At 59.1% G+C, this 21,653-nt stretch carries 23 protein-coding genes; 13 read left to right on the top strand and 10 right to left on the bottom strand.

Annotated elements, in window-relative coordinates:
• Window positions 1-15: 15 nt before the first annotated feature.
• Genes ACHEXK_RS15005 through ACHEXK_RS15030 form a run of 6 tightly spaced genes read left to right on the top strand, consistent with a single transcriptional unit; the run spans window position 16 to window position 5,061 of the window.
• Window positions 16-1,257: a class I SAM-dependent methyltransferase gene (locus ACHEXK_RS15005; RefSeq protein WP_416547109.1), complete on the top strand. Its 1,242-nt coding sequence runs from the start codon at window positions 16-18 to the stop codon at window positions 1,255-1,257.
• Window positions 1,258-1,262: 5 nt separating this feature from the next.
• Window positions 1,263-1,877 (top strand): chalcone isomerase family protein, encoded by a 615-nt coding sequence (locus ACHEXK_RS15010; RefSeq protein ID WP_416547110.1) that lies wholly within the window; start codon window positions 1,263-1,265, stop codon window positions 1,875-1,877.
• A complete protein-coding gene (locus ACHEXK_RS15015; RefSeq protein ID WP_416547111.1) occupies window positions 1,874-3,202 on the top strand; it encodes an MFS transporter in 1,329 nt (442 codons plus the stop codon). The genes ACHEXK_RS15010 and ACHEXK_RS15015 overlap by 4 nt, the downstream gene beginning before the upstream one ends.
• Before the next feature lie 34 nt (window positions 3,203-3,236).
• Entirely contained in the window at window positions 3,237-3,830 is a 594-nt protein-coding gene (locus tag ACHEXK_RS15020; protein ID WP_416547112.1) for a DUF3833 domain-containing protein, read from the top strand.
• Between the two features lie 5 nt (window positions 3,831-3,835).
• Window positions 3,836-4,606, top strand: a complete 771-nt coding sequence (locus tag ACHEXK_RS15025) for an SDR family NAD(P)-dependent oxidoreductase (RefSeq protein ID WP_416547113.1) — start codon at window positions 3,836-3,838, stop codon at window positions 4,604-4,606.
• A gap of 20 nt (window positions 4,607-4,626) precedes the next feature.
• Complete coding sequence (locus tag ACHEXK_RS15030) at window positions 4,627-5,061, top strand: nuclear transport factor 2 family protein (protein WP_416547114.1); 435 nt, start codon at window positions 4,627-4,629, stop codon at window positions 5,059-5,061.
• Between the two features lie 23 nt (window positions 5,062-5,084).
• On the opposite strand, the gene ACHEXK_RS15035 is transcribed toward ACHEXK_RS15030, so the two are convergent.
• Window positions 5,085-5,699 carry a glutathione S-transferase N-terminal domain-containing protein gene (locus ACHEXK_RS15035; RefSeq protein WP_416547115.1) on the bottom strand — a complete coding sequence of 205 codons (615 nt, stop codon included), beginning with the start codon at window positions 5,697-5,699 and terminating at the stop codon, window positions 5,085-5,087.
• Between the two features lie 121 nt (window positions 5,700-5,820).
• Here ACHEXK_RS15035 and purB point away from each other — a divergent pair, with 121 nt between their 5' ends.
• Together purB and ACHEXK_RS15045 are read left to right on the top strand one after the other, a co-directional pair.
• Window positions 5,821-7,221: an adenylosuccinate lyase gene (gene purB, locus ACHEXK_RS15040; protein ID WP_416547116.1), complete on the top strand. Its 1,401-nt coding sequence runs from the start codon at window positions 5,821-5,823 to the stop codon at window positions 7,219-7,221.
• A 3-nt stretch (window positions 7,222-7,224) separates the two neighbouring features.
• A complete protein-coding gene (locus ACHEXK_RS15045) occupies window positions 7,225-7,785 on the top strand; it encodes a YaeQ family protein (RefSeq protein WP_416547117.1) in 561 nt (186 codons plus the stop codon).
• A gap of 4 nt (window positions 7,786-7,789) precedes the next feature.
• Here the strand turns inward: ACHEXK_RS15045 and ACHEXK_RS15050 are convergent, their stop codons facing one another.
• Entirely contained in the window at window positions 7,790-8,257 is a 468-nt protein-coding gene (locus ACHEXK_RS15050) for a DUF3717 domain-containing protein (RefSeq protein ID WP_322991533.1), read from the bottom strand.
• Between the two features lie 50 nt (window positions 8,258-8,307).
• The gene (locus ACHEXK_RS15055; RefSeq protein ID WP_416547118.1) at window positions 8,308-9,849 is read right to left on the bottom strand and encodes a M48 family metalloprotease; all 1,542 of its coding nucleotides are present in this window, start codon (window positions 9,847-9,849) and stop codon (window positions 8,308-8,310) included.
• Window positions 9,850-9,949: 100 nt separating this feature from the next.
• Here ACHEXK_RS15055 and moaC point away from each other — a divergent pair, with 100 nt between their 5' ends.
• The 3 genes from moaC to ACHEXK_RS15070 all read left to right on the top strand — a co-directional run bounded on the left by moaC (window position 9,950) and on the right by ACHEXK_RS15070 (window position 13,080).
• Window positions 9,950-10,441 (top strand): cyclic pyranopterin monophosphate synthase MoaC, encoded by a 492-nt coding sequence (gene moaC / locus ACHEXK_RS15060; RefSeq protein WP_416547119.1) that lies wholly within the window; start codon window positions 9,950-9,952, stop codon window positions 10,439-10,441.
• A gap of 486 nt (window positions 10,442-10,927) precedes the next feature.
• Complete coding sequence (locus ACHEXK_RS15065; protein WP_416547120.1) at window positions 10,928-12,097, top strand: hypothetical protein; 1,170 nt, start codon at window positions 10,928-10,930, stop codon at window positions 12,095-12,097.
• Window positions 12,098-12,372: 275 nt separating this feature from the next.
• Window positions 12,373-13,080, top strand: a complete 708-nt coding sequence (locus ACHEXK_RS15070; protein WP_416547121.1) for an FkbM family methyltransferase — start codon at window positions 12,373-12,375, stop codon at window positions 13,078-13,080.
• A gap of 124 nt (window positions 13,081-13,204) precedes the next feature.
• On the opposite strand, the gene ACHEXK_RS15075 is transcribed toward ACHEXK_RS15070, so the two are convergent.
• The 5 genes from ACHEXK_RS15075 to sucC form a co-directional block, all read right to left on the bottom strand.
• On the bottom strand, window positions 13,205-14,725 hold the full coding sequence (locus tag ACHEXK_RS15075) for a Wzy polymerase domain-containing protein (protein WP_416547122.1): 1,521 nt from the start codon (window positions 14,723-14,725) through the stop codon (window positions 13,205-13,207).
• Window positions 14,726-14,785: 60 nt separating this feature from the next.
• A complete protein-coding gene (locus ACHEXK_RS15080; protein ID WP_416547123.1) occupies window positions 14,786-15,268 on the bottom strand; it encodes a pilin in 483 nt (160 codons plus the stop codon).
• Between the two features lie 65 nt (window positions 15,269-15,333).
• Entirely contained in the window at window positions 15,334-16,050 is a 717-nt protein-coding gene (locus tag ACHEXK_RS15085; RefSeq protein ID WP_416547124.1) for a TerC family protein, read from the bottom strand.
• Window positions 16,051-16,198: 148 nt separating this feature from the next.
• A complete protein-coding gene (gene sucD, locus ACHEXK_RS15090) occupies window positions 16,199-17,095 on the bottom strand; it encodes a succinate--CoA ligase subunit alpha (RefSeq protein WP_108365634.1) in 897 nt (298 codons plus the stop codon).
• A 53-nt stretch (window positions 17,096-17,148) separates the two neighbouring features.
• The gene (sucC, locus tag ACHEXK_RS15095) at window positions 17,149-18,309 is read right to left on the bottom strand and encodes an ADP-forming succinate--CoA ligase subunit beta (RefSeq protein WP_416547125.1); all 1,161 of its coding nucleotides are present in this window, start codon (window positions 18,307-18,309) and stop codon (window positions 17,149-17,151) included.
• A gap of 186 nt (window positions 18,310-18,495) precedes the next feature.
• Between sucC and argC the strand changes: the two genes are divergently transcribed.
• Window positions 18,496-19,419 carry an N-acetyl-gamma-glutamyl-phosphate reductase gene (argC, locus tag ACHEXK_RS15100; RefSeq protein ID WP_416547126.1) on the top strand — a complete coding sequence of 308 codons (924 nt, stop codon included), beginning with the start codon at window positions 18,496-18,498 and terminating at the stop codon, window positions 19,417-19,419.
• A gap of 20 nt (window positions 19,420-19,439) precedes the next feature.
• Here the strand turns inward: argC and recX are convergent, their stop codons facing one another.
• Both recX and recA read right to left on the bottom strand, forming a co-directional pair.
• A complete protein-coding gene (recX, locus tag ACHEXK_RS15105) occupies window positions 19,440-19,898 on the bottom strand; it encodes a recombination regulator RecX (RefSeq protein WP_416547127.1) in 459 nt (152 codons plus the stop codon).
• Window positions 19,899-19,921: 23 nt separating this feature from the next.
• Entirely contained in the window at window positions 19,922-20,959 is a 1,038-nt protein-coding gene (recA, locus tag ACHEXK_RS15110; protein WP_416547128.1) for a recombinase RecA, read from the bottom strand.
• Window positions 20,960-21,102: 143 nt separating this feature from the next.
• On the opposite strand from recA, the gene ACHEXK_RS15115 reads away from it, so the two are divergent.
• Window positions 21,103-21,603, top strand: coding sequence for a MarR family winged helix-turn-helix transcriptional regulator (locus tag ACHEXK_RS15115; RefSeq protein ID WP_416547129.1), 501 nt, complete (start codon window positions 21,103-21,105; stop codon window positions 21,601-21,603).
• Window positions 21,604-21,653: the final 50 nt, after the last annotated feature.

The raw sequence follows: 21,653 nt of genomic DNA on the forward strand, positions 1-21,653 counted from the left end.
CGGATGCCACCCACCATGAAAACCGCCGACACCGCCCAGACCATGGGTTACAGTGCCACCACCATTTCGCACGGCAGCTTGCCCAAAGCGGCTGTGCGTTTGCTGCGTTTGTTGACCCGCCTGAAAATCGGCACGCTCACGGTGCACGCACCCGACGGCAACAACCAGGTCTTTGGCACCCATGAAGCGCCGTTTGCGGCCCTGCACATCCACCGCTGGGACATGTGTGCCCAGGTCCTCAAATCGGGCGACATCGGTTTTGCCGAGGCCTACATGGCGGGCGACTGGACCACGCCCGATTTGGCCGCATTGCTGCGCTTGACCATTGCCAACCGTGAACAGATCGAGAGTGCGATTTATGGCCATTGGCTGGGGCGTTTGTTCTACCGGGTCAAGCATTTGCTCAACCGCAACAACCGAAGCAACAGCCGTAAAAACATCCACGCCCATTACGACTTGGGCAATGCCTTTTATGAGCTGTGGCTCGATGGCACGATGAATTACTCGTCGGCGTGGTTCAACGGCGACCACACCCAAGACATGGCACAGGCCCAAAAAGCCAAGGTGCGCCGTGCCTTGCGCATGGTGAACGCCAAGCCAGGCGACCGCGTGCTGGAGATCGGCTGCGGCTGGGGCGCTTTGGCCGAGGCCGCCACCACCGAGTTTGGTGCACACATCACGGGCGTGACCTTGTCCACCGAGCAGCTGGCCTTTGCCAACGCCCGCATGCAATCCTTGGGTGTGCCACAGCGCGCGGATTTGCGGTTGCAGGACTACCGCGACATCCACGATGGCCCTTACGACGCGGTGTGCTCGATTGAGATGATCGAGGCGGTGGGGCAGGCATATTGGCCCACCTATTTCCAGACCATCAGCCGCATGCTCAAACCCGGTGGTCGCGCGTGCGTGCAGAGCATCACCATTGACGACCGCTTTTTTGAGCGCTATTTGCAATCGACCGATTTCATCCAGCAGTACATATTTCCGGGTGGCTGTTTGCCAAGCCCCAGCGAGTTCCGCCGACAAGCGCAAGCGGCCGGGCTGCAGGTGGTGGACGAGCTGAACTTCGGTCCCGACTATGCCGAGACGCTGCGCCGTTGGCGCGAGGCCTTCATGGCGCAACTGGACACCGTGCGCACGCTGAAATTTGACGACCGATTCATTCGGCTGTGGTCCTTTTACCTCGCGTACTGTGAAGCGGCTTTCGACGAAGCCAACATCGACGTCATCCAATTCACCTTGGCCAAACCGGCCTGATGCCCATGGGCCACTTGCTCCATAACATCCGCGCACCGCGCTTGCACCCATGGGGCGTGCAGGTGCTGGCTTGTGCGCTGTTCTTGGGGGCCCTGGCGTGTGAGGTGCGCGCGCAAAGCACGAGCGCGAGCAGCCCGAATGCGGCTTTTTCACGCCCCGAAGTGACCGGCTTGGCTGGCGTGGTGCCGACCGCACCCGTACGTTTGCGGGTCTGGGGTTTCGAGGTGTACGACGCCCGGTTGTGGACGCCTGTGGGTTTTCGCCACAGCGCTTACACGCAGTTTCCGTTTGCGCTGGAGTTGCAGTACTTGCGCAAACTCGAAGGTGCGGCCATTGCCAACCGCTCGATCGATGAGATGCGGCGTGTGGGTTCGTTCAGCGACGCCCAAGCGCAAAGTTGGCTGGGTGCCATGCGGGAGTTGTTTCCCAATGTGGCTGCTGGGGAACGCATCACGGGCGTGAACCTGCCAAGCGTGGGGACCGAGTTTTGGGTCAACGGGCAGCGCGTGGGCGTGGTGAAAGACCCGGCTTTTGCGCGTCTGTTTTTTGGCATCTGGCTGGATGAGCGCACGTCCGAACCCAAAATGCGTGCCCAGTTGCTGCAAGGTTTGCAGCCATGAGCGCTGCGGCCCATTCAGACCCGGCGACTTTGCCGAGCCAGGCCTCGGCGGCTTATGGCTTGCTGGGTTTGCCGCTGGCCTTTGTGGCCTTGCCGGTCTACGTGCATTTGCCCAATGTGTACGCCCAGCATTACGGCGTGACCCTGGCCGCGTTGGGCGGGGTGCTCTTGCTCAGCCGCAGCATTGACGCGGTGGTGGACCCTTGGCTTGGGCGATGGGGCGACAAGTTGTACCGCCATTCGTGGCGGGCTGTTGGGTTGGCCGCGATGCTGCTGGCCTTGGCCGTGGCGCTGGGTTTTGCAGCCTTGTTTTTTCCGCCCGCGGCAGCCCTGTCACCCACGGGTTTGTTGGTGTGGGTGGGGGCAGCACTCACGCTCAGCCACCTGGCCTACAGTGGGCTGGGCATCTTGCACCAAGCCTGGGCAGCCCGGCAAGGCGGTGGGGGCATGGCGCAAAGCCGTTGGGTGGCTTGGCGTGAAGGCTTTTCGCTGGTGGGGGTGCTGCTGGCGTCTGCTTTGCCCGCGCTGTGGGGTTGGGGTCTGACGACGGCCTTGCTGGTGCTCATGCTGGCGTTGGGCTTGTTCTCTTGGCAGCGGGTTGCACGCAGCGCCTGGGCATCGACCGTCCCGGTGGCCCCCGGTCATGCGGTGGGCAGCCTTTGGCAGCCGTGGCAACACGCGGGCTTTCGCCGCTTGTTGCTGGTGTTCATGCTCAACGGCCTGGCCAGCGCCGTGCCCGCCACGCTGGTGCTGTTTTTTGTGCAAGACCTGCTGCAAGCGCCCAAGGCCATGGAGCCTTTGTTTCTGGGTTTGTATTTCGCCGCGGGAGCGCTGTCGTTTCCGCTCTGGCTCAAAGTGATGGACCGCATCGGTTTGCTGCGCACTTGGGCCAGTGGCATGGCTTTGTCGGTGTTGGCCTTTGTCAGTGTGGTCACGCTGGGCGCGGGGGATACCACGGGCTTTTTGGTGGTGTGTGCCTTGTCGGGCATGGCCTTGGGCGCGGACCTCACCGTGCCTGGGGCCCTGCTCAACCAGCTGATTGACCGCTGTGGCGAGCGCGGACGCACAGACGGCGCGTTCATGGGATGGTGGAATTTGGCCACCAAACTCAATCTGGCTTTGGCCGCTGGGCTGTCGCTGCCACTGCTTGGCTTGTGGGGTTATGCCCCAGGCCAGCAAGGTGCCGATGCCGTACTGGCGCTGGGCTTGGCCTATGGCCTGCTGCCTTGTGTGCTCAAGCTTTTGGCCGGACTGGCTTTGTATGCAGGCTTGATGCGTCGCCCCGATTTGATTTCGGGCCCCGATACAGCCCACCCTTCGGCTTGACGCCGCTTTGAACCGACACAACGAAAGCCCCACCATGCGCCAGCCAAGCAGCCTCATCCATCGCCGTACCGCCTTGACCCGCCTGGCCGTTTTGCCTGTGGCCGTGGTCACACCTTTTCTGGCCAGTTGCGCTGGCCCCCAGGTGCAAAACTATGCACAAGAAAAACCGCTGTTGGATTTGCGCACTTATTTCAGCGGCACCATCGACGCTTGGGGCGTGTTCACCGACCGCAGTGGCCAGGTGGTTAAACGCTTCACCGTGGTCATGGACTGCAGTTGGAATGGCGACGAAGGCGTGTTGGACGAGGCCTTTGTGTACTCGGACGGCACACAGCAGCGCCGCGTCTGGAAGCTCAAGGCGGGGCCGAACGGCACTTACACGGGCCGCGCCGACGATGTGGTGGGCGAGGCCACGGGCCAGGTCAGCGGCAACGCTTTCCGCTGGGGCTACACCCTGGCTTTGCCCGTCGATGGCCGGGTCTGGCACGTCGACTTTGACGACTGGATGTACCTGATGGACGAGCGTGTCATGCTCAACAAAGCCACCATGAGCAAATGGGGCGTGAAGCTGGGCGAGGTCACCTTGTCTTTCACGCGCCGCACGCCTTTGGCGGCCAAGCCGGGTTGATGCGCATGAGTTTGAACAAGCAGATCCGAGACTGGCATGGTCGCCGTGTTTGGCTGGTGGGCGCTTCGACCGGGATTGGCCTGGCCTGTGCGCAGGCGCTGCGTGCGGCGGGTGCCCAAGTGGTGGTCTCAGCCCGCAACCCTCAAAGCGTGGTGCAATGGGCCGCGCAAGATGCGGGCGTGCAGTGGCGCGCGCTCGATGTGTGTGACGGACCCCAAGTGCAGGCCACGGCCCAAGCCTTGCTGGCCGAAGGCCCGCTCGACATGGTGATTTATGCCGCAGGTTACTACCAAGCGCAACGCGCCCATGCCATGGATTTGGCAGAGATGCTGCAGCACGACAAAGTCAATTACCAAGGGGCCTTGCAGGTCATCCATGCCGTCTTGCCCGGCCTGCTTGCGCAAGGCCATGGGCACATCAGTTTGCTCAGCAGTGTGGCGGGTTGGCGGGGTTTGCCCAATGGCTTGGCCTACGGCCCGACCAAGGCCGCGCTCACCCACTTGGCCGAGACGCTTTACTTGGACTTGCAAGACCAGGGCATTGGCGTGAGTGTGGTCAACCCCGGTTTTGTGGCCACGCCGCTGACCGCGAACAACCAGTTCAGCATGCCCGCCTTGATCAGCCCCGAAGAAGCCGCGCGCGAGATGCTCAAGGGCTGGGCCAAAGGCCAGTTTGACATCCATTTTCCCAAGCGTTTCACGCTCTGGCTCAAAATGTTGCGCGTGCTGCCCTACCGCGTGTATTTCCCCTTGGTGCGCCGGTTCACGGGGCTTTAAGTCCGCATTGAAAGCCGATCATGGACACACGACAAGCCACACACAACCTGGCCACGTTTTTTCAAACCCTGTCGCCGCAAAGCGTGGCGCAGTTGCATACGGTCTATGACGCGCAAGCCACGTTCAAGGACCCGTTCAACGAAGTGCAGGGCCTGCCTGAGATCGAACGGATTTTTCGGCACATGTACGTGGCGCTGGACCAACCGCACTTTGTTGTGACCGCTCAGGTGGTGGACGGCTCACAGGCCTTCTTGACATGGGAGTTCCGCTTTCGCTTCAAGCGTTTTGACACCACCACCCCGCAAGCGGTGCGTGGCGCCAGCCATGTGGCGTTCAACGCACAGGGCTTGGTGACGATGCACCGTGACTATTGGGATGCGGCGGAAGAGCTGTACGAGAAACTGCCGGTGCTGGGCGGTGTGATGCGTTGGCTGAAAAAACGCGCCAACACCTGAGTGCGCGCAAGCGCTGCCCAATGTCAGCTGGGCAAGCTGTCAACGAAGCTCGGCCGCTGAGCCAATTTGTCGTACAGCTTGTGCAGATTCGGGTAAGGCGTGCGCCAGTCGATTTGCGGGAAGCGGAAATCCAAATAACCGACAGCGCAGCCGACGGCAATGTCCGACAAACTCAGGTGGACGCCTGAGCAAAACGGTTTGTCGGCCAGGCCATGGCTCATGGCGCCCAAGGCGTGCTGAATTTTGTCCAGTTGGCGGTCGATCCAGGCTTGGCTGCGTTGGCTGTCTTGGCGCTCGGTCCAGACGGCTTCCATCCGGGCCAGCAAGGCGGCGTCAAGCAGGCCATCGGCCAAAGCCTCCCATGTTTTGACTTCGGCACGTTCACGCCCGGCCGTTGGAATCAGCTTGCCCACAGGTGACAAGGTGTCCAGGTACTCCACAATCACGCGCGAATCGAACACGGCTTCACCGCCCTCCATCACCAAGCAGGGCACCTTGCCCAAAGGGTTGGTGCTGTGGATGGTGGTTTGAGCCGACCACACGTCTTCTGTGACGAACTGGTAGTCCAGCTTTTTCTCGGCCATGACGATGCGCACCTTGCGAACATAGGGACTGGTGACGGAGCCGATGAGTTTCATAGAAGAGGGGTCATGCCAACGAAAGATGGCCGATTCTAGGTGAAACAGGGTGCGCGCCTGGGCCTGATGACCCATTTGGGGCCGCGACTGAGGGCCATGTGTCGGGAATTACAATCAAAGCATGAATTTCACCCCTATTGCCGCTCTTTCGCCGCTGGATGGCCGTTACGCCAGCAAACTCGATGCCTTGCGTCCGCTCATGAGCGAGCTGGGTTACATGCACCGCCGTGTGCAGGTTGAAATCGCTTGGTTCATCGCTTTGTCCGATGCCGGTTTCGACGAGTTCAAGCCCCTCACACCCGGTGCACGCAGTTACCTGACGGGCTTGGTCAAGCACTTTTCTGAAGCCGACGCCTTGGCCATCAAAGCCTTCGAGAAGACCACCAACCACGACGTCAAGGCGGTGGAGTATTGGATCAAATCCAAATTCAAGGACCGGCCCGAGTTGGAAAAAGCGGCCGAGTTCGTGCACTTTGCCTGCACCAGTGAAGACATCAACAACACCAGCCACGCTTTGCAACTCAAGGGCGCGCGAGCACAGGTGATCTTGCCGGGGCTGGATGGCCTGATCGCCAAATTGCGCGAAATGGCACACCAATTTGCCGAAGTGCCCATGCTCAGCCGCACCCACGGCCAAACAGCCAGCCCCACCACGGTGGGCAAGGAGATGGCCAACGTGGTGATGCGCCTGAACAGTTGCCGCACCAAAATCGCGGCGGTACAGCTGATGGGCAAGATGAATGGCGCTGTAGGCAATTACAACGCCCACCTGTCGGCATGGCCAGACTTTGATTGGGAAGCCTTTGCTCGCCAAGTGGTCGAGACGCCGGAGATCAGCGACACCCAGTCTGCCCATTGGGGCTTGGGCCTCACGTTCCAGCCTTACAGCATCCAGATCGAACCGCACGACTACATGGCCGAGCTGTTTGACGCTGTGGCGCGCACCAACACCGTGCTGATTGACCTCGCGCGCGACATCTGGGGTTATGTGAGCCTGGGGTACTTCAAACAGCGCCTCAAAGTGGGCGAGATCGGCTCCTCCACCATGCCGCACAAAGTCAACCCCATTGACTTTGAAAACGCCGAAGGCAATCTGGGCTTGGCCAATGCCGTGCTCAAGCACCTCTCTGAAAAGCTGCCCATCAGCCGTTGGCAGCGCGACCTGACGGATTCGACCGTGCTGCGCAACATGGGTGTGGGCCTGGGTTACACCACCTTGGCCTATGCCTCGCTCATGACGGGTTTGAACAAACTGGAGCTCAACGAAGAAGCGCTGGCTGACGATTTGAATGCCGCTTGGGAAGTGCTCGCCGAGCCCATCCAGACGGTGATGCGCCGCTATGGCGTGCAAGGTGCCTACGAAAAGCTCAAAGAGGTGACACGCGGCAAGACCGTCACGGCGGCCGATCTGCATGGCCTGATTCAGGCCTTGGAGATCCCCCAAGCCGACAAGGACCGTCTGCTGGCCATGACGCCGGGCAGCTACATCGGCCAAGCCGCTGAGTTGGCACGTCGGGTCTGAACCATGGCCCTCAAATCCACCATCTACAAAGCCAACCTGTCGATTGCCGACATCGACCACAGCTATTACGAAGACCACCAGCTCACGCTGGCACGCCACCCCAGCGAGACCGACGAGCGCATGATGATCCGTCTGCTGGCGCTGGCCATCAATGCCTACAAGCTGCAAGCCGTTTGCCACGGTGACGGCAAACTGGCTTTTGGTGCCGGTTTGTCAGACCCGGACGATCCGGACTGCAGCCTGCGCGATTTCACCGGCCAAACGCGCATGTGGATCGAAGTCGGCCAGCCCGAAGACAAACCGATCATGAAGGCTTGTCAAAAGGCCGATGAGGTTTTGTTGTATTGCTTCAACCACGCGGCCGAAGTTTGGTGGAAAGGCATCGAGACCAAACTCACGCGCTTGGACAAACTGCAGGTCTGGCGTGTTCCGACCGAGGGCTCGCAAGAGTTGGCCCAATTGGCCGAGCGCAGCATGCAGCTGCAAGCCACCGTTCAAGAAGGCAGCGTGACCTTCAGCAGCGACAAGGGCAGCGTGCACATCGAGCTGCTGCGCTGGAAGTGACGCATTAATCCGCTGGTTTCAGGTCGAGCGCCGTTTGCGCCTCGGCCGCCGCACGCGCCCAGTGACGGTCTTCGGCGGCACGTTCAGCGTATTTGTTGAAACGCCAGGATGTGCCGTCCGCGGTGATGCGCTGCCAGATGCCGCGCTTCTCACCCGGTGTCATCTCGATCCACAGCTGCACCTCTTCAAAACTGCGTCCGCAGCCTTTGCACACTTCATCGCCTTGGCTGGTGGAGCAAATGGCGATGCAAGGCGTGTCTGGCGTGCTGGCGTACCAGTCCTGCCAAGCTTCGGCAGCGGCCAAGGGCAAGGTGAATTCGTCCGCCAAATCTTGTTTGTAATAAACCATCAAGGCATACACCTCTGCCAGTGCCCGCAACTCGCGCGGCAAGGTGACCCCGTCAGGCGATGGGTTTTTCGTGCGCCAATGGTTGATGGCGGCCTCGATGTCGGTGATGTGGATGCCGGCCATGTGCTGATTTAAAAAGGGAGCGCGATCATAGCGCCATCCTGCGAGCCAATTCAACGCTCCGCCTGCATGGCCCTGATTTGTGCTTGAGCCTGTCGCAAGCGGCTGTCCACAATCGATGCCTCGATGTGGTCACCCGCTTGAAGCCGGTTGTTGCGCGCCCAATCTTGCGCTGCACGGAAACGGTCCACTGCGCCCGGCCAGTCCAAGCGGGCCATCTGGGCTTCGCCTTCGGCACGCAGCGAAGGCAGCGCCTGCCCTTGCAGGGCCAGCATGCTGGCCAGAGTGTTCCAAGTTTGCGCGTCGTTGGGCGCTTGCGTGACCTGCTGGCGCAGTTGCTGGGTGATGGCGCTGCGTGCAGGGTGTGGCGGCAAGCGCAGCAAGGCCTCGGCGGTGGTCAACAGCTCTGGGCGTTGCAGGGCTTGGCCGTTGGTACTCTCCAGCAGGTGCAGCACCAATTCAAAGCGTTCTTGGCGCAGCGCCACTTCGGCATGCAGCAAATTGATCAAGCGCTTGGCTTCAGGGCTTGGGGTCGTCAAGGCCCGCAGACTTTGCAATGCGCGCTCGGCAGCGGCGCCGTTTCTCAGTTGCAAATGCGCCAAGGTGGCGGCGTACAAGGCACCCGCTTTTTGGGCAAGCGTGGCTTGTTCCGATGTGGTTTTGCTGTCTTGCGTCCAAGCCTTCAGGGCCTCCACATCCTGGTTGGACATCACTTTGGCTCGCGCGGCCAGCATGGCTTGAACCATGTCACCCTGGGTGCGTGCATTCGGCGCTTTCAGCTGCAGGCGCGCTTGCATGTCGGCGATGCGCTCTGTGGTCAAGGGGTGGCTGCGCAAATAGGGGTAGGCACCGTTGTCGTTCACGCCTGCGGACTGCTGCAGTTTGTTGAACATGCCGACAAAACCCTGCGGGTCATAGCCGGCGTCGCTCAAAACGCCAAAACCCACGCGGTCGGCTTCACGCTCCATATCCCGCGAATAGCTCAGCTGAGATTGAAGGGCCGCCGCCTGTCCTCCCACGATCAAGCCTTGAGCGGCTTGCGGGTTTTTGCTCACGGCAATGGCGCCCAAAATCATCGAACCAATCACCCATGGTGTCATCTTCGACTGCTCGTCTATGGCGCGTGCGATGTGCCGCTGCGTGACGTGGCTTAACTCGTGTGCCAACACCGAGGCCAACTCATCGTTGGAGCCAACCACCGCGATCAAACCCAAATGCACACCCAAATAACCACCGGGCAAGGCAAACGCATTCACTGACCGATCACGTCCGAGCAAAATGCGCCAGGCAAATCGCTCTTGCAACTCGGGCGACAGTTCACCGCGCGCTGCGGCGGCTTTGACCAGCGGCGCCCACAGACGCTGGATGTATTCGTCCAGTACCGGGTCTTCCAGATAGTCCGGATCGCGGTAAAGCTCGCGTGCGATGCGGTCGCCCAATTGGCGCTCGCCTCCCAGCGAAATGCCCTCGCTGTTGCCCAAAGAGGGCAAGGTGTTGGTTTGGGTCCAGGCCGGCTGCATGCACAGCATGCCCACGAGTACAGCCAGCAGCCCGTTGGAGGTGCGAAAGAAGGGTTTGAATGTCTTGGTTTTCATGAGAGGGGGTGAGTGCAAGGGGCCGCCATTTCCCCCGGTGTTGGCCGTATGATGCGCCATTCTTGCCCACCTTTTGTAACTGGTTTTAACCACCTCCGCCATGACCCAGCCGACCGATGCATTGACCCACTTTGACGCCCAAGGCCAAGCCCATATGGTGGACGTGGGTGGAAAATCCAGTACCCGCCGAGTCGCTGTCGCGACGGGGCGCATCCAGATGCAGCCTGAAACCCTGGCGTTGGTCACTTCCGGCACCGCCAAAAAAGGCGATGTGCTGGGCATCGCCCGCATCGCCGGCATCATGGGCGCCAAGAAAACCAGCGAACTGATCCCCTTGTGTCACCCGATTGGCCTGACCCGTGTGGCGGTTGAATTTGAGGTGCTGCCTGGCGACAACGCGGTGGTCTGCACGGCAACCGCCGAAACCATCGGCCAAACCGGCGTGGAAATGGAAGCCCTGACCGCGGTGAATGTCGCCCTGCTCACCATCTACGACATGTGCAAAGCGGTGGACCGCGGCATGACCATGAACGGCGTGACCTTGCTGGAAAAGCACGGGGGCAAGAGTGGGAGCTTTGTGGCGGGCAAGTAGGCGCTCACAAATCAACGGACGAGTCCAGCTCAGGTTGAGGCGATCTCCCCTGGCGGTCCCACCAGGGCGCACAGCAGCCGGTCAGTGGCTGAGTTGACCCCTCCAAAAGCAGCCCTTGTTGACCGGTTGGGTCTTCAATCAACCAATGCGCATTGGCCATGGACACCGAATAAATAAAGTGGCGTCAGAAAATTGCATTAAGAAAAAAAGATGGATTACATTAAATTAATGTACCAGGGCTATTTTCGGGTCAAAAAACTTTTTAAATTATTTTAAATTTGGCTTTCGAAATAATCAATTCAATATTTTTATTTATTGTTAAAATGAAGGTGTGTGATCACCAGATTAATGGAATTATCCGTGCCGAAATTTTTATTTTTTGTTTTTACCATCGCGGTACTCAGTGGTTGTGGTGGTGGAGGTGGCGCAAACAGCACCGTCGAATTCAAGAGCTTGCCTCAATCGCTTTCAGTGACGGAGTAATTCATGTTTTTCCGAATATTTAAAACCAAAATTTCATTTGGTATTTTGTGTGCCGCGCTATCCGTTGCGGCCGTATCGCTCACCGACGAGCAATCAGACGAGCAAAACCAAAGAACGGTCAAATTTTACGGGGACTATTCAGCGGACGCTTTGACGCTCCCTGATCAGCTGGTGTGTGTTTTAAACCAGTTGTGGAAAAGTGAATTCGTCGATCAAGGCAATGTGCATGTCAAGGTTAATGAGAAAAAGTGTTTTGGAACAGGTGAAGGCGATGAAGAAATCACCGCGATTGTCAACTTGAGCATCGATCCGGTCACGGGTGACACCATCGGTAAAGTTTGGTATGACGATCAAAACTCGACGGCATTCAATGGCAATGATGGCATTGTTTACATCAAAGGGGTTGTTTCTGCCGCACCCACGCCTTCAGAACCTTACGGACGGTTTGACATTTCTGTTGTTGAACAGCTGAATAACGGCGGAGCTTATACCGTTGACGGCGATCGCTTATCGACCATGCGCATCATTGCATCGGGTCATGTTTTCAAATTCGTTGGTCAGTCGCGGGACATGACATCGATGCCCTCTGCCCCCCCACTCTTTGATTCTTTCAATACCTTTTCATCGTTCGCCGATCGCAACGCTCGACGCGCTGCATACAACAGCAACGGCACCAACACGGTCATCAGCTACGACAATTCTGAAATATGTTTTGAAACAGGATCCATAAAGGACTGTTACTCTACCGATGACAGCACCGCGACCCAGACAGTTGGCGCTTACGGCTTGTACGACACAGCGGGCAAAAAAGTCTTCGCCCAAGTTATCACCCCCAATCAATTGATGATCGGTGGAACTTCATACCTGATGCCATACGGTTTTGGCGGTCCAATCATGACCAGCCTCCATGGCTCTTCATCAACTGGGCCGGGTTTAGTGACGAGTTCCACTTCTGCCACACTGAATGGTTCTCCCATCAAAGTTGCGTGGTTGGCGCGCTTTCTACAATACAACACCCCGGGTTCATCTGGTTTAGCGATGGATGCCGATACGCGTCTGTTGCTCGATCCTAACGTTGCCGGCGTTTTGATCGACATCCGTAACGAAATTGGACCATTACCTCAAGCTGCATTGAGCTTTCCCGTCAGAGCAAGAGCCGGAAAAATCCTTTGACCGTCGGCTTCAATCCATTGGGCAGTCGGATGCGTCGGTCAGTCACAATCCCCCAGCGTTTGAGCCGATCATGGTTCAACCCTTGACTGGGGACCCATTTCAAAATTGGCGAGTGCGGTGGGGTCGGCAGTTGGTGAAACTCGGCCCAATATCGGCATGGAGCGAAGGCATCGCCAAACTCAAATGACGACGTACACTGCCGCCAGCGGGCAACAAATCTTGCCCACCCCAACACACAGCATCAGGCCAAGTGGTGGCATGCCCTTGGAAATCACATGAAACCCTTGAAAACAATCCTGAGAATATTGAAAGCTGTATGGAGCGGCTCAGCCCGATTGCACTTCTCGCAATACGGTGAAGACATATTGCTGCACAAACGTTTTCGCAAGCCCAGCACGGGCCATTTTTATGTCGACATTGGGGCGCACCATCCGTACCACTTGTCGAACACCGCTTACCTTTGGAGTTTGGGCTGGTCTGGCGTCAACGTCGATGCCAGCCAAGCTGTGATCGATGCCTTCAAGTCCGCAAGACCCGATGATCTGAACATTCAGGCGGCCATCGTCAGTGAAGCCATGTCTTTAAGTTCATCCACCATCGCCTTTTACAGCGACAAAGCGATCGATAACTGCGCAACCTGTGATCCAGTCATCGCTCAAGAAAGGGGTTTGACGAATGTGACGGTTGTTCCGTGCCTGACCCTGAGAGAGATTGTTGAACGGGCAAACACCCGCTTGACTGGGAAATTCGGGCTCTTGAACATCGACATTGAGGGCTTGGATGATGAGGTGATCCAAAGCATGGACACATGGTTACAAAAGCCACAGATCGTCATGATTGAAATTTATGGTGAGGCCATACCTGATCTCTTGACCACAAGGACCTATCGACTGCTGACGGAAAGCGGCTATCTGTTCACTGAGCGATTTGGGCATACCGCGGTATTCGAGCTCAGGGCAAAGGAGACCCTTCAAGTCACTTGAAGAAAAGGGCTTGCGGTCACTCGCATGACCGCACCGGACAAAGCCGCAGATGGTGTGCTGGGCCGGGTCAACGGTCGGTTCAAAGCAGATGGGCCCAAGCTGTTGCCGGTGGTCGGTTGACACCTCAGTGTTCAGACCGTGCGGGCAACACCTGGTTTTCTGATCTGTGGACATGTCCGGGCAGTGGCTCGGATGGGAAAGCGGCGAGCCACCGGGCGGTATGCAGGTCCACCAAATCTTGTCGGCCCAGCCTGTGTGCGCTCAAGATCAATGGACGCACCACTTTGGGCTCGGGGGAGTAGTGCAGCAGTGCTTGGCTGGTGGCCAGCACCCATTCTGCATTTTCCGGGGTGATGCGCGTGGTGGTCAGTTCGGCAAAGTTGGCCGCCTGTTGGAAGAACCAACTGCTGCGAGCCGCTGCCAATGGGTCGTCACGCCACACGGCCCAGCGCTGTGCGGCGGGCATATAAATTTGACGAGCACGGACGTAATCAGCGGCCACCATGCCAACGATCACCAGCAGCAAGCAGCCCACCAGTTTCCGGGCATGTGAGCCGTCAGAGCCGAGACTTGCGCTGGGGAGCAGCAATGCCCCACACAGCAGCACGGCCATCTGGAACGGGCCGTACCAAAGGGGAAACTCCAGCAGACTGTGCATGCCGATCACAGCCAGTACCGACCAAGCCAGTTGCGGCGTGGGCGATGAACTCCGCCAAGGCCGTGCCCTGACCAGTGCGGCCAGCAACGCCAGACCGCCTACGGCGGTGATCGGGATGCCCACAGAGAATGCCAGATGCAAAGGCAGGTTGTGGGCATTGCCCAGAATGTCACAGAAACGTTTTTCTGGAGCGCCGTCGTAAGGCGTGATGTAGTGGGCATATTTGAGTTCGCCCCAGCCCCAGCCGCCCCAAGGTTTTTGACCGATCAGCTCCAGCACGTTGGCCCACAGCACGCCACGGCTTGCGCAGCCTTCGTTGTGGCCCATGCGGGTCAGCGCGTCAACCACGTCTTGCCCAGACAGCCAACTCAGGCTCCAGGGCAGAAACCCATTGGCCAGCCCGTAGGCGGCCAAGACGCCCAAGCCCCAACGGGCAGAAACTCGGCGGGTTTGCAGCCGAGAGCGGTAGGCCCAAAACACCGCCAAGCCCCCCACCAACAGCATGTGCAACAAACCGGTGCGCGACGCCGTGGCGGCATTGCCAAGGGCCAAAAGGGCGAGCATCCACAGCGCGTGTCGGGTTCTGAGCCCATGGGCTTGCCACCACAGCACGGACAAGACGCCGATGGCCAGCAAGGTGGCCAGGTGGTTACGTTGGCGCAAGTTGGCGTTTGCTTCGCCTAGAGCCGTCACATGCAGCCAGGGGCTGAAGAATTCAGAGGCACCAAAGTATTGCAGGAGTCCCATGGCGCTGCTCATCAGGGCCGCCACGGACCACGCCCGCGCGATGTCCACGGCTTGCAGGCCATGCCCAAAGACCAGGAGCAAGCCCATACAACCCGCACTGATGAGCCAGGGCACCGTGTTGGCTTGGGGCCCAGGTGACCAGGGTGCGATCCATGGCAACACCATCCACAGTCCCCACAACAGGCTTGGCAGAACGCTTGGGTTTTTCAGGGCGGTGCGCGGTGCGGGAGCGCTCAACATCGGCTCACCTCCAAGAAAAACGCCCTGGGTTGAGCAGGGCGTTGTCAGGGAAGAACAAGCTCAGGACGCCTTGCACGAAGAGGGCAGGTACTTCACCGCCAAACCATTGTTAGCCGATGGACCGCACCGCCAGTCTGCAATGGTTTTGCCACCGTCTGTGCTGCCGTTGATCGGTGTATTACCGGCTTGCAGTGGGGTCAAGGCGATGGCGTTGGCCGAAGCGCTGGTGCTGCCACGCAGCGCTTCATGGTTGCCCACCACCGTGATCACCCCGTTGCCATCCACGGTGACGCGGGTCACGTACTTGCTGGTCTGGCTGTCGCAGACTTGGGGCAAAGCCCCAGACACATTGGCGTCGGCGGAGGAGCTGATGGCTTCATTGACGGCCGTTTTGCAAGCATTCGCCGCCAAAAGCATTTCGGACACTTTGGCCCGGATGGCGTAATCTTGGTAGGCGGGCAGGGCCAGTGCGCCCAAAATGCCAATGACCGCGATCACGATCATCAGCTCGATCAGTGTCAAACCTTTTTGTTGGCGAGGCATGGTTCTGTCTCCTGTTGCAGGGCATCCGATGGTAAATGATGTGCCAAAAAATGCCTACTTTAGGATCAAACGGCTGCGTCTTCGGCGGAGGAAGTGCGACGGGCCATGATCACTTTGCCCAGGGCCAAGACCAGCAAAGCGCCTGCAATACCCAAGCCGTAGCCCCAAGCTTTGTCCTGTGGCAGGTAAGCCACCAAACCCGGGTCGGTTTGGATCATGGTGCCGGCGATCCAGCCCAGCAGCATACCGCCAGCGGTGATGATGATTGGGAAACGGTCCATCAATTTCAGCACCAACTGGCTGCCCCAGACGATGATGGGAATGCTGACCAACAAGCCAAAAATGACCAGAGGCATTTGGTGATCGGCATTGCCCGAGGTTTGGGCGGCACCGGCGATGGCGATCACGTTGTCCACGCTCATGACCAAGTCGGCAATGATGACGGTTTTGACTGCGCCCCAAAGCTTGTCGCTGCCCTGGATGTTGCTGTGGTCGTCGTCTTCATCGGGGGTGAGGAGTTTCACGCCAATCCAGATGAGCAAAAGCGCTCCGACGAACTTGAGGAAGGGAATGGCCAGCAAGGTGAGCGCAAAGAAGATCAAGATGACGCGCAACACGATGGCGCCGGCCGTACCCCACATGATGCCTTTGGTGCGTTGGTGATCGGGCAACTGGCGGCAGGCCAACGCAATCACCACGGCGTTGTCACCACCGAGCAAGATGTCGATCATGATGATCTGGCCGACAGCAAACCAGAAATGAGGGGTCAGAAATTCTTCCACGGTGTTCCTTTGACGCCGACACGGGATCGACGAATTGAGCGGGCAAAAAACGAAAAGCCGGATTGTCCCGCAGGACATCCGGCTTGGCTATTGTGGCAAACCACAGCCTCATTCAGGGGTCGGGTTCTAACCCGAGGGAAAACCCTGATTATTTCAACTGCGCCTTGAGCAATTTGCCCAGCTCAGACGGGTTGCGTGTGACGATGAAGCCGCACTCTTCCATGATGGCCAGTTTGGCATCGGCGGTGTCGGCACCGCCCGAGATCAAAGCACCCGCATGGCCCATGCGCTTGCCAGGAGGGGCGGTCACACCGGCGATGAAACCGACCACAGGCTTTTTCATGTTGGCCTTGCACCACTGGGCGGCTTCGGCTTCGTCTGGACCGCCGATTTCACCGATCATGATGACGGCGTCGGTGTCGGGATCGTCGTTGAAGGCCTTCATCACGTCGATGTGCTTCAAACCGTTGATCGGGTCGCCACCGATACCGACGGCGCTGGATTGGCCCAGGCCCACTTCGGTCAGCATCGCCACGGCTTCATAGGTCAAGGTGCCCGAGCGGGACACCACGCCAATGCGGCCTTTGCGGTGGATGTGACCGGGCATGATGCCGATCTTGATTTCGTCAGGCGTGATCAAACCAGGGCAGTTAGGGCCGAGCAGCAGCGTGCGCTTGCCGCCAGCGGCTTCCTTGGCCTTCATTTTGTTGCGCACTTCGAGCATGTCACGCACTGGAATGCCTTCGGTGATGCAGATGGCCAGATCCAAGTCGGCTTCAACAGCTTCCCAGATGGCAGCAGCAGCGCCTGCTGGGGGCACGTAGATCACGGACACGGTCGCGCCGGTTTGCGTGGCGGCTTCCTTGACGGATGCGTAGATCGGGATGTTGAAGATGGACTCGCCCGCCTTCTTGGGGTTCACACCCGCAACGAAGCAGTTCTTGCCGTTCGCGTACTCCTGGCACTTCTCAGTGTGGAATTGACCGGTTTTTCCGGTGATGCCTTGGGTGATGACTTTGGTGTCTTTGTTGATGTAGATGGACATGTTTGTTCCTAATCAGTTGCGAACGGTGCTTTCAACACCGTCCAGCAAAGTCATTACTTAACGGCTGCGACGATGGCGGTCGCGGCTTCGGCCATGGTGTCGGCAGAGATGATCGGCAGACCGGATTCGGCCAGCATCTTCTTGCCCAGCTCGTCGTTGGTACCCTTCATGCGCACGACCAGTGGCACGGACAGGTTCACGGCCTTGCAGGCGGTGATCACGCCCGTGGCGATGGTGTCGCACTTCATGATGCCGCCAAAGATGTTGACCAGAATGCCTTTGACATTCTTGTTGGCCAGCATGATCTTGAAGGCTTCGGTGACTTTCTCAGCGGTGGCGCCGCCGCCCACGTCCAAGAAGTTGGCAGGCTCGCCGCCGAACAACTTGATGGTGTCCATGGTGGCCATGGCCAAGCCAGCGCCGTTGACCAAGCAACCGATGTTGCCGTCCAGAGAAATGTAGGCCAAGTCGAATTTGGAAGCCTCCACTTCCGCCGGATCTTCTTCGTCCAGATCGCGGTAAGCCACGATTTCGGGGTGACGGAACAAGGCGTTGGCGTCGAAGTTGAACTTCGCGTCCAGGGCCATGACGTTGCCTTTGCTGTCGCGGTTCAGGGGGTTGATCTCCACCAACGACGCGTCGGTGTCCATGTAGCACTGGTAGAGCTTTTTGAAGATGTCCACCGCTTGTGCGGTGGAGTCTGCGGGCATGCCGATGGCGTCAGAGATCTTTTTGGCTTGGGCATCGCCCAGACCGGTCAGGGGATCGATGAACTCGGTGATGATCTTCTCGGGGGTGCTGTGAGCCACTTCCTCGATGTCCATGCCGCCTTCGCTGGAAGCGATGAAAGCGATCTTTTGTGTGGCGCGGTCGGTGACCACGGACACGTAATACTCTTTGTGGATGTCAGCGCCGTCTTCAATATAAAGACGACGGACTTTTTGACCTTCAGGGCCGGTCTGGTGGGTCTTGAGCTGCATGCCCAGGATCTCGCCAGAGATGCGTTTCACGTCTTCGATGGTTTTGGCAACCTTGACGCCACCACCCTTGCCACGGCCACCGGCGTGGATCTGGGCCTTGACCACCCACACGGGGCCGCCGAGTTTTTGAGCGGCTTCAACCGCCTCTTGAACGGTGAATGCCGGGATGCCGCGGGGAACTGGCACGCCGAATTGACGCAAGATTTCCTTGCCTTGGTACTCGTGAATCTTCATGAGGTCTTCTCTCAGAGGGTGGAAGTTTGACCGGTCCGCCGGAGTACCTGGATGGAAATAGGCGGCTCCAGCAGGCTCGGGACACTGCAGCCTTGGACTGTATCATGCTGCAATGCACCAATCCTGAGCCCTGCGTCTTACATCGGCATGACGCAGAGGGCCCCATTTCTTGAGAAAGTACCACCCATGGCGAACATTTTTATTGACGGTGAAGCGGGCACCACAGGTCTGCAAATCCGCGAGCGTTTGGCGCTGATGCCGCAAGTTCAAGTGCTGAGCATTGACCCGGCGCGCCGCAAAGACCCTCAGGCCAAGCGCGAGCTGATGGGCATGGCCGACTTGGTGGTGTTGTGTCTGCACGACGATGCGGCCATCGAATCGGTGGCCATGGTGGACAGTTTGCCCGGCCGCAAGCCGCGCATTGTGGACGCTTCCACCGCCCACCGTTGCCATCCCGAGTGGGTGTTCGGCTTCCCTGAGTTGGCGGCAGATCAGGCGGCGGCTGTCCGTCAGGCGCAACGCGTGGCCAATCCGGGTTGTTATGCCACTGGGGCGATTGCCATCTTGCGGCCCTTGGTCGATGCCGGTCTGGTGCCGCGAGATTTCCCGGTGTGCCTGCCTTCGGTCAGCGGTTACTCTGGCGGTGGCCGCAGCATGATCGAAGATCACGAAGCGGGCCGAGCCCCTCTGTTTGAGGCCTATGCCTTGGGCCTCAAACACAAGCACATCCCTGAAATCATGCGCTACACCGGGCTGACCTGCCGCCCTTTGTTTGTGCCGGCGGTGGGCCATTTCCGTCAGGGCATGCTGGTTCAGTTGCCGCTGCATTTGGACACTTTGCCAGGAAAGCCGACGGGCGCTGACCTGCACGAGGCCTTGCGGGCCCACTACGCCCCCAGCCAAGCCGCAGGGGGGTGGGTCCGTGTGCTGCCTGCGACGGAAGACGCCAAACTCGACGCCACGGCGCTGAATGACACCAACCAGCTGGACATCCGGGTATTTGCCAACGAAGAGGCCCGTCATGCCGTGGTGATTGCGCGCCTGGACAATCTGGGCAAGGGAGCCAGCGGTGCGGCGGTTCAAAATATCCAATTGATGTTGGGTTTGTAAGGCGTCCCCACCCGCGTTTTTCAGCAGTCCTCGTCTGCGCCCTGCACCACTTTGCGCACCACCTCGGGGTTGAAGCCGCGGGTCATCAAGAACCGGATTTGCTTGGCCCGTGCGTTCGCGTCGGAGGCGCGCTCACCGAATTTCTTGCGCCAGACCTCGCGCGCGCGCTCGACCTCGGTGTCACGCAAATGGGCCATGGCCTCTGCCACGGCTTCGCCGGTGAGGCCTTTGGCGGCCAGCTCTTGCTGGACACGTGCCGCGCCCAGCTTGCCCGAGCGTCGGTGCACCACCGACTCGATGGCGCGGCCATCGTTGATGAAATCTCGCCCTTGCAACTCGTCCAGCGCTTTGGCCAATTCGCCGGGCACTTCTTCGTGTGGGGCCAGCTTGCGCTCCAGCTCGCTGCGGGAGTGTTCACGCTGGCTCAAAAGCCGCAGGGCGCGACCTTTGAGCGAGGGCTGAAAACCAGGCGTGTTCATGCGCAGTCTCCGGGTGTGGCTGTTTATTCGCCTTTGGGCACAGCAAGGGCTGATTCGAGCAAGCGGATGCCCAATGATTCGCGCACCTTGTTCTCGATTTCGCGGGCCAAAGCCGGGTTTTCGCGCAAAAATTCCCGAGCGTTGTCACGGCCTTGGCCGATTTTTTCGCCCTGGTAGGCGTACCAAGCGCCGGATTTGTCAACGATCTTGGCGGTCACGCCCATGTCGATGACCTCGCCTTCGCGGCTGATGCCTTCGCCAAACAAGATGTCAAACTCAGCCGTCTTGAAGGGCGGCGCCACTTTGTTCTTGACCACTTTGACTTTGGTCTCGTTGCCGATCGCGTCGTCGCCCTTCTTGATGGTGCCGGTGCGGCGGATATCGAGGCGCACAGAGGCGTAAAACTTGAGTGCGTTGCCACCGGTGGTGGTCTCGGGGCTGCCGAACATGACGCCGATCTTCATGCGGATTTGGTTGATGAAGATGACGGTGCAGTTGGTCTTTTTGATGGTGGCGGTCAGCTTGCGCAGGGCCTGGCTCATCAAACGCGCTTGCAGGCCGGGCAGGCTGTCGCCCATGTCGCCTTCAATTTCTGCCTTGGGCGTGAGGGCTGCCACCGAGTCGATCACGACCAAGTCCACCGCGCCGGAGCGCACCAGGCTGTCCACGATTTCCAGGGCCTGCTCGCCGGTGTCGGGCTGGCTGACCAGCAACTCTTGCAGGTTCACACCCAGGTTTTGGGCGTATTGCACGTCCAGCGCGTGCTCGGCGTCCACAAAGGCGCAGGTGCCGCCCAGACGCTGCATTTCGGAGATGACTTGCAAGGTGAGGGTGGTTTTGCCGGAAGACTCCGGGCCGTAGATCTCGATCACGCGGCCGCGGGGCAGACCGCCCACACCCAGCGCGATGTCCAGGCCCAAAGAGCCGGTCGAGACCACTTGGATGTCAGCGATCACTTCGCCTTCGCCCAGGCGCATGATGGTGCCTTTGCCGAATTGTTTTTCAATCTGGGCCAGGGCGGCTTGCAGGGCTTTGGACTTTTCGCTGTTGTCGTCGCTCATGGGAATCTCCTTGAATGTCAATGGTTTGGGGCACCAGCCTCAGCGTTGAAGCGCTTTTACTGGATGCGTGAACAGTACTGTAAACGAGCTGTATAAACCTGTAAACGATATTTTTGGTCAGTTTGCCTTATCATTTGCGGACCATGTCGAGCACCCCGCCAATACCCTTCGAAGTCCCGGACAGACAAGATGACCGCTGGCGGCAAACCCATTTGGGTCGTTTGCTGGGCCACGCCATGCGGCGTTTTGATGAGCGTGTGTTGCACCTGATGGCGGGCAATGAAGGGGTACCGCTGGCCTTGGCCAATTTGGCTTCACGCGACCAGATCAGCGCTGCGCATGTGCACATCACACGGCATTTGAGCCTGAAAGGCTCCCGCTTGACCGATTTGGCCCGGGCCGCCGGCATGAGCAAGCAAGCCATGGGCGATCTGGTGGACCAGTGCACGGCATGGGGCTTGGTGCAGCGTGAGCCCGACCCGCGGGATGCCCGGGCCCGGCGTGTGGTCTTCACGGCCGTCGGTTTGGCTTGGTTGCAAGCCTTCAAGGATGCGGTGGCTCAGGCCGAGGCCGAGTTTCGCGAAGCGGTGGGCAAAGATGTGGCCACGGTCGTCGCTTTGGGCTTGGAAGCCTATGCCCATTGAGGTCGCGAGGGCCAACAACCGGCCGCGATGCACAAAGCTGACACTAGAAT

Origin of the sequence: Limnohabitans sp. DCL3, from assembly GCF_048019295.1 — a bacterium.
Taxonomy (GTDB): domain Bacteria; phylum Pseudomonadota; class Gammaproteobacteria; order Burkholderiales; family Burkholderiaceae_C; genus Limnohabitans_A.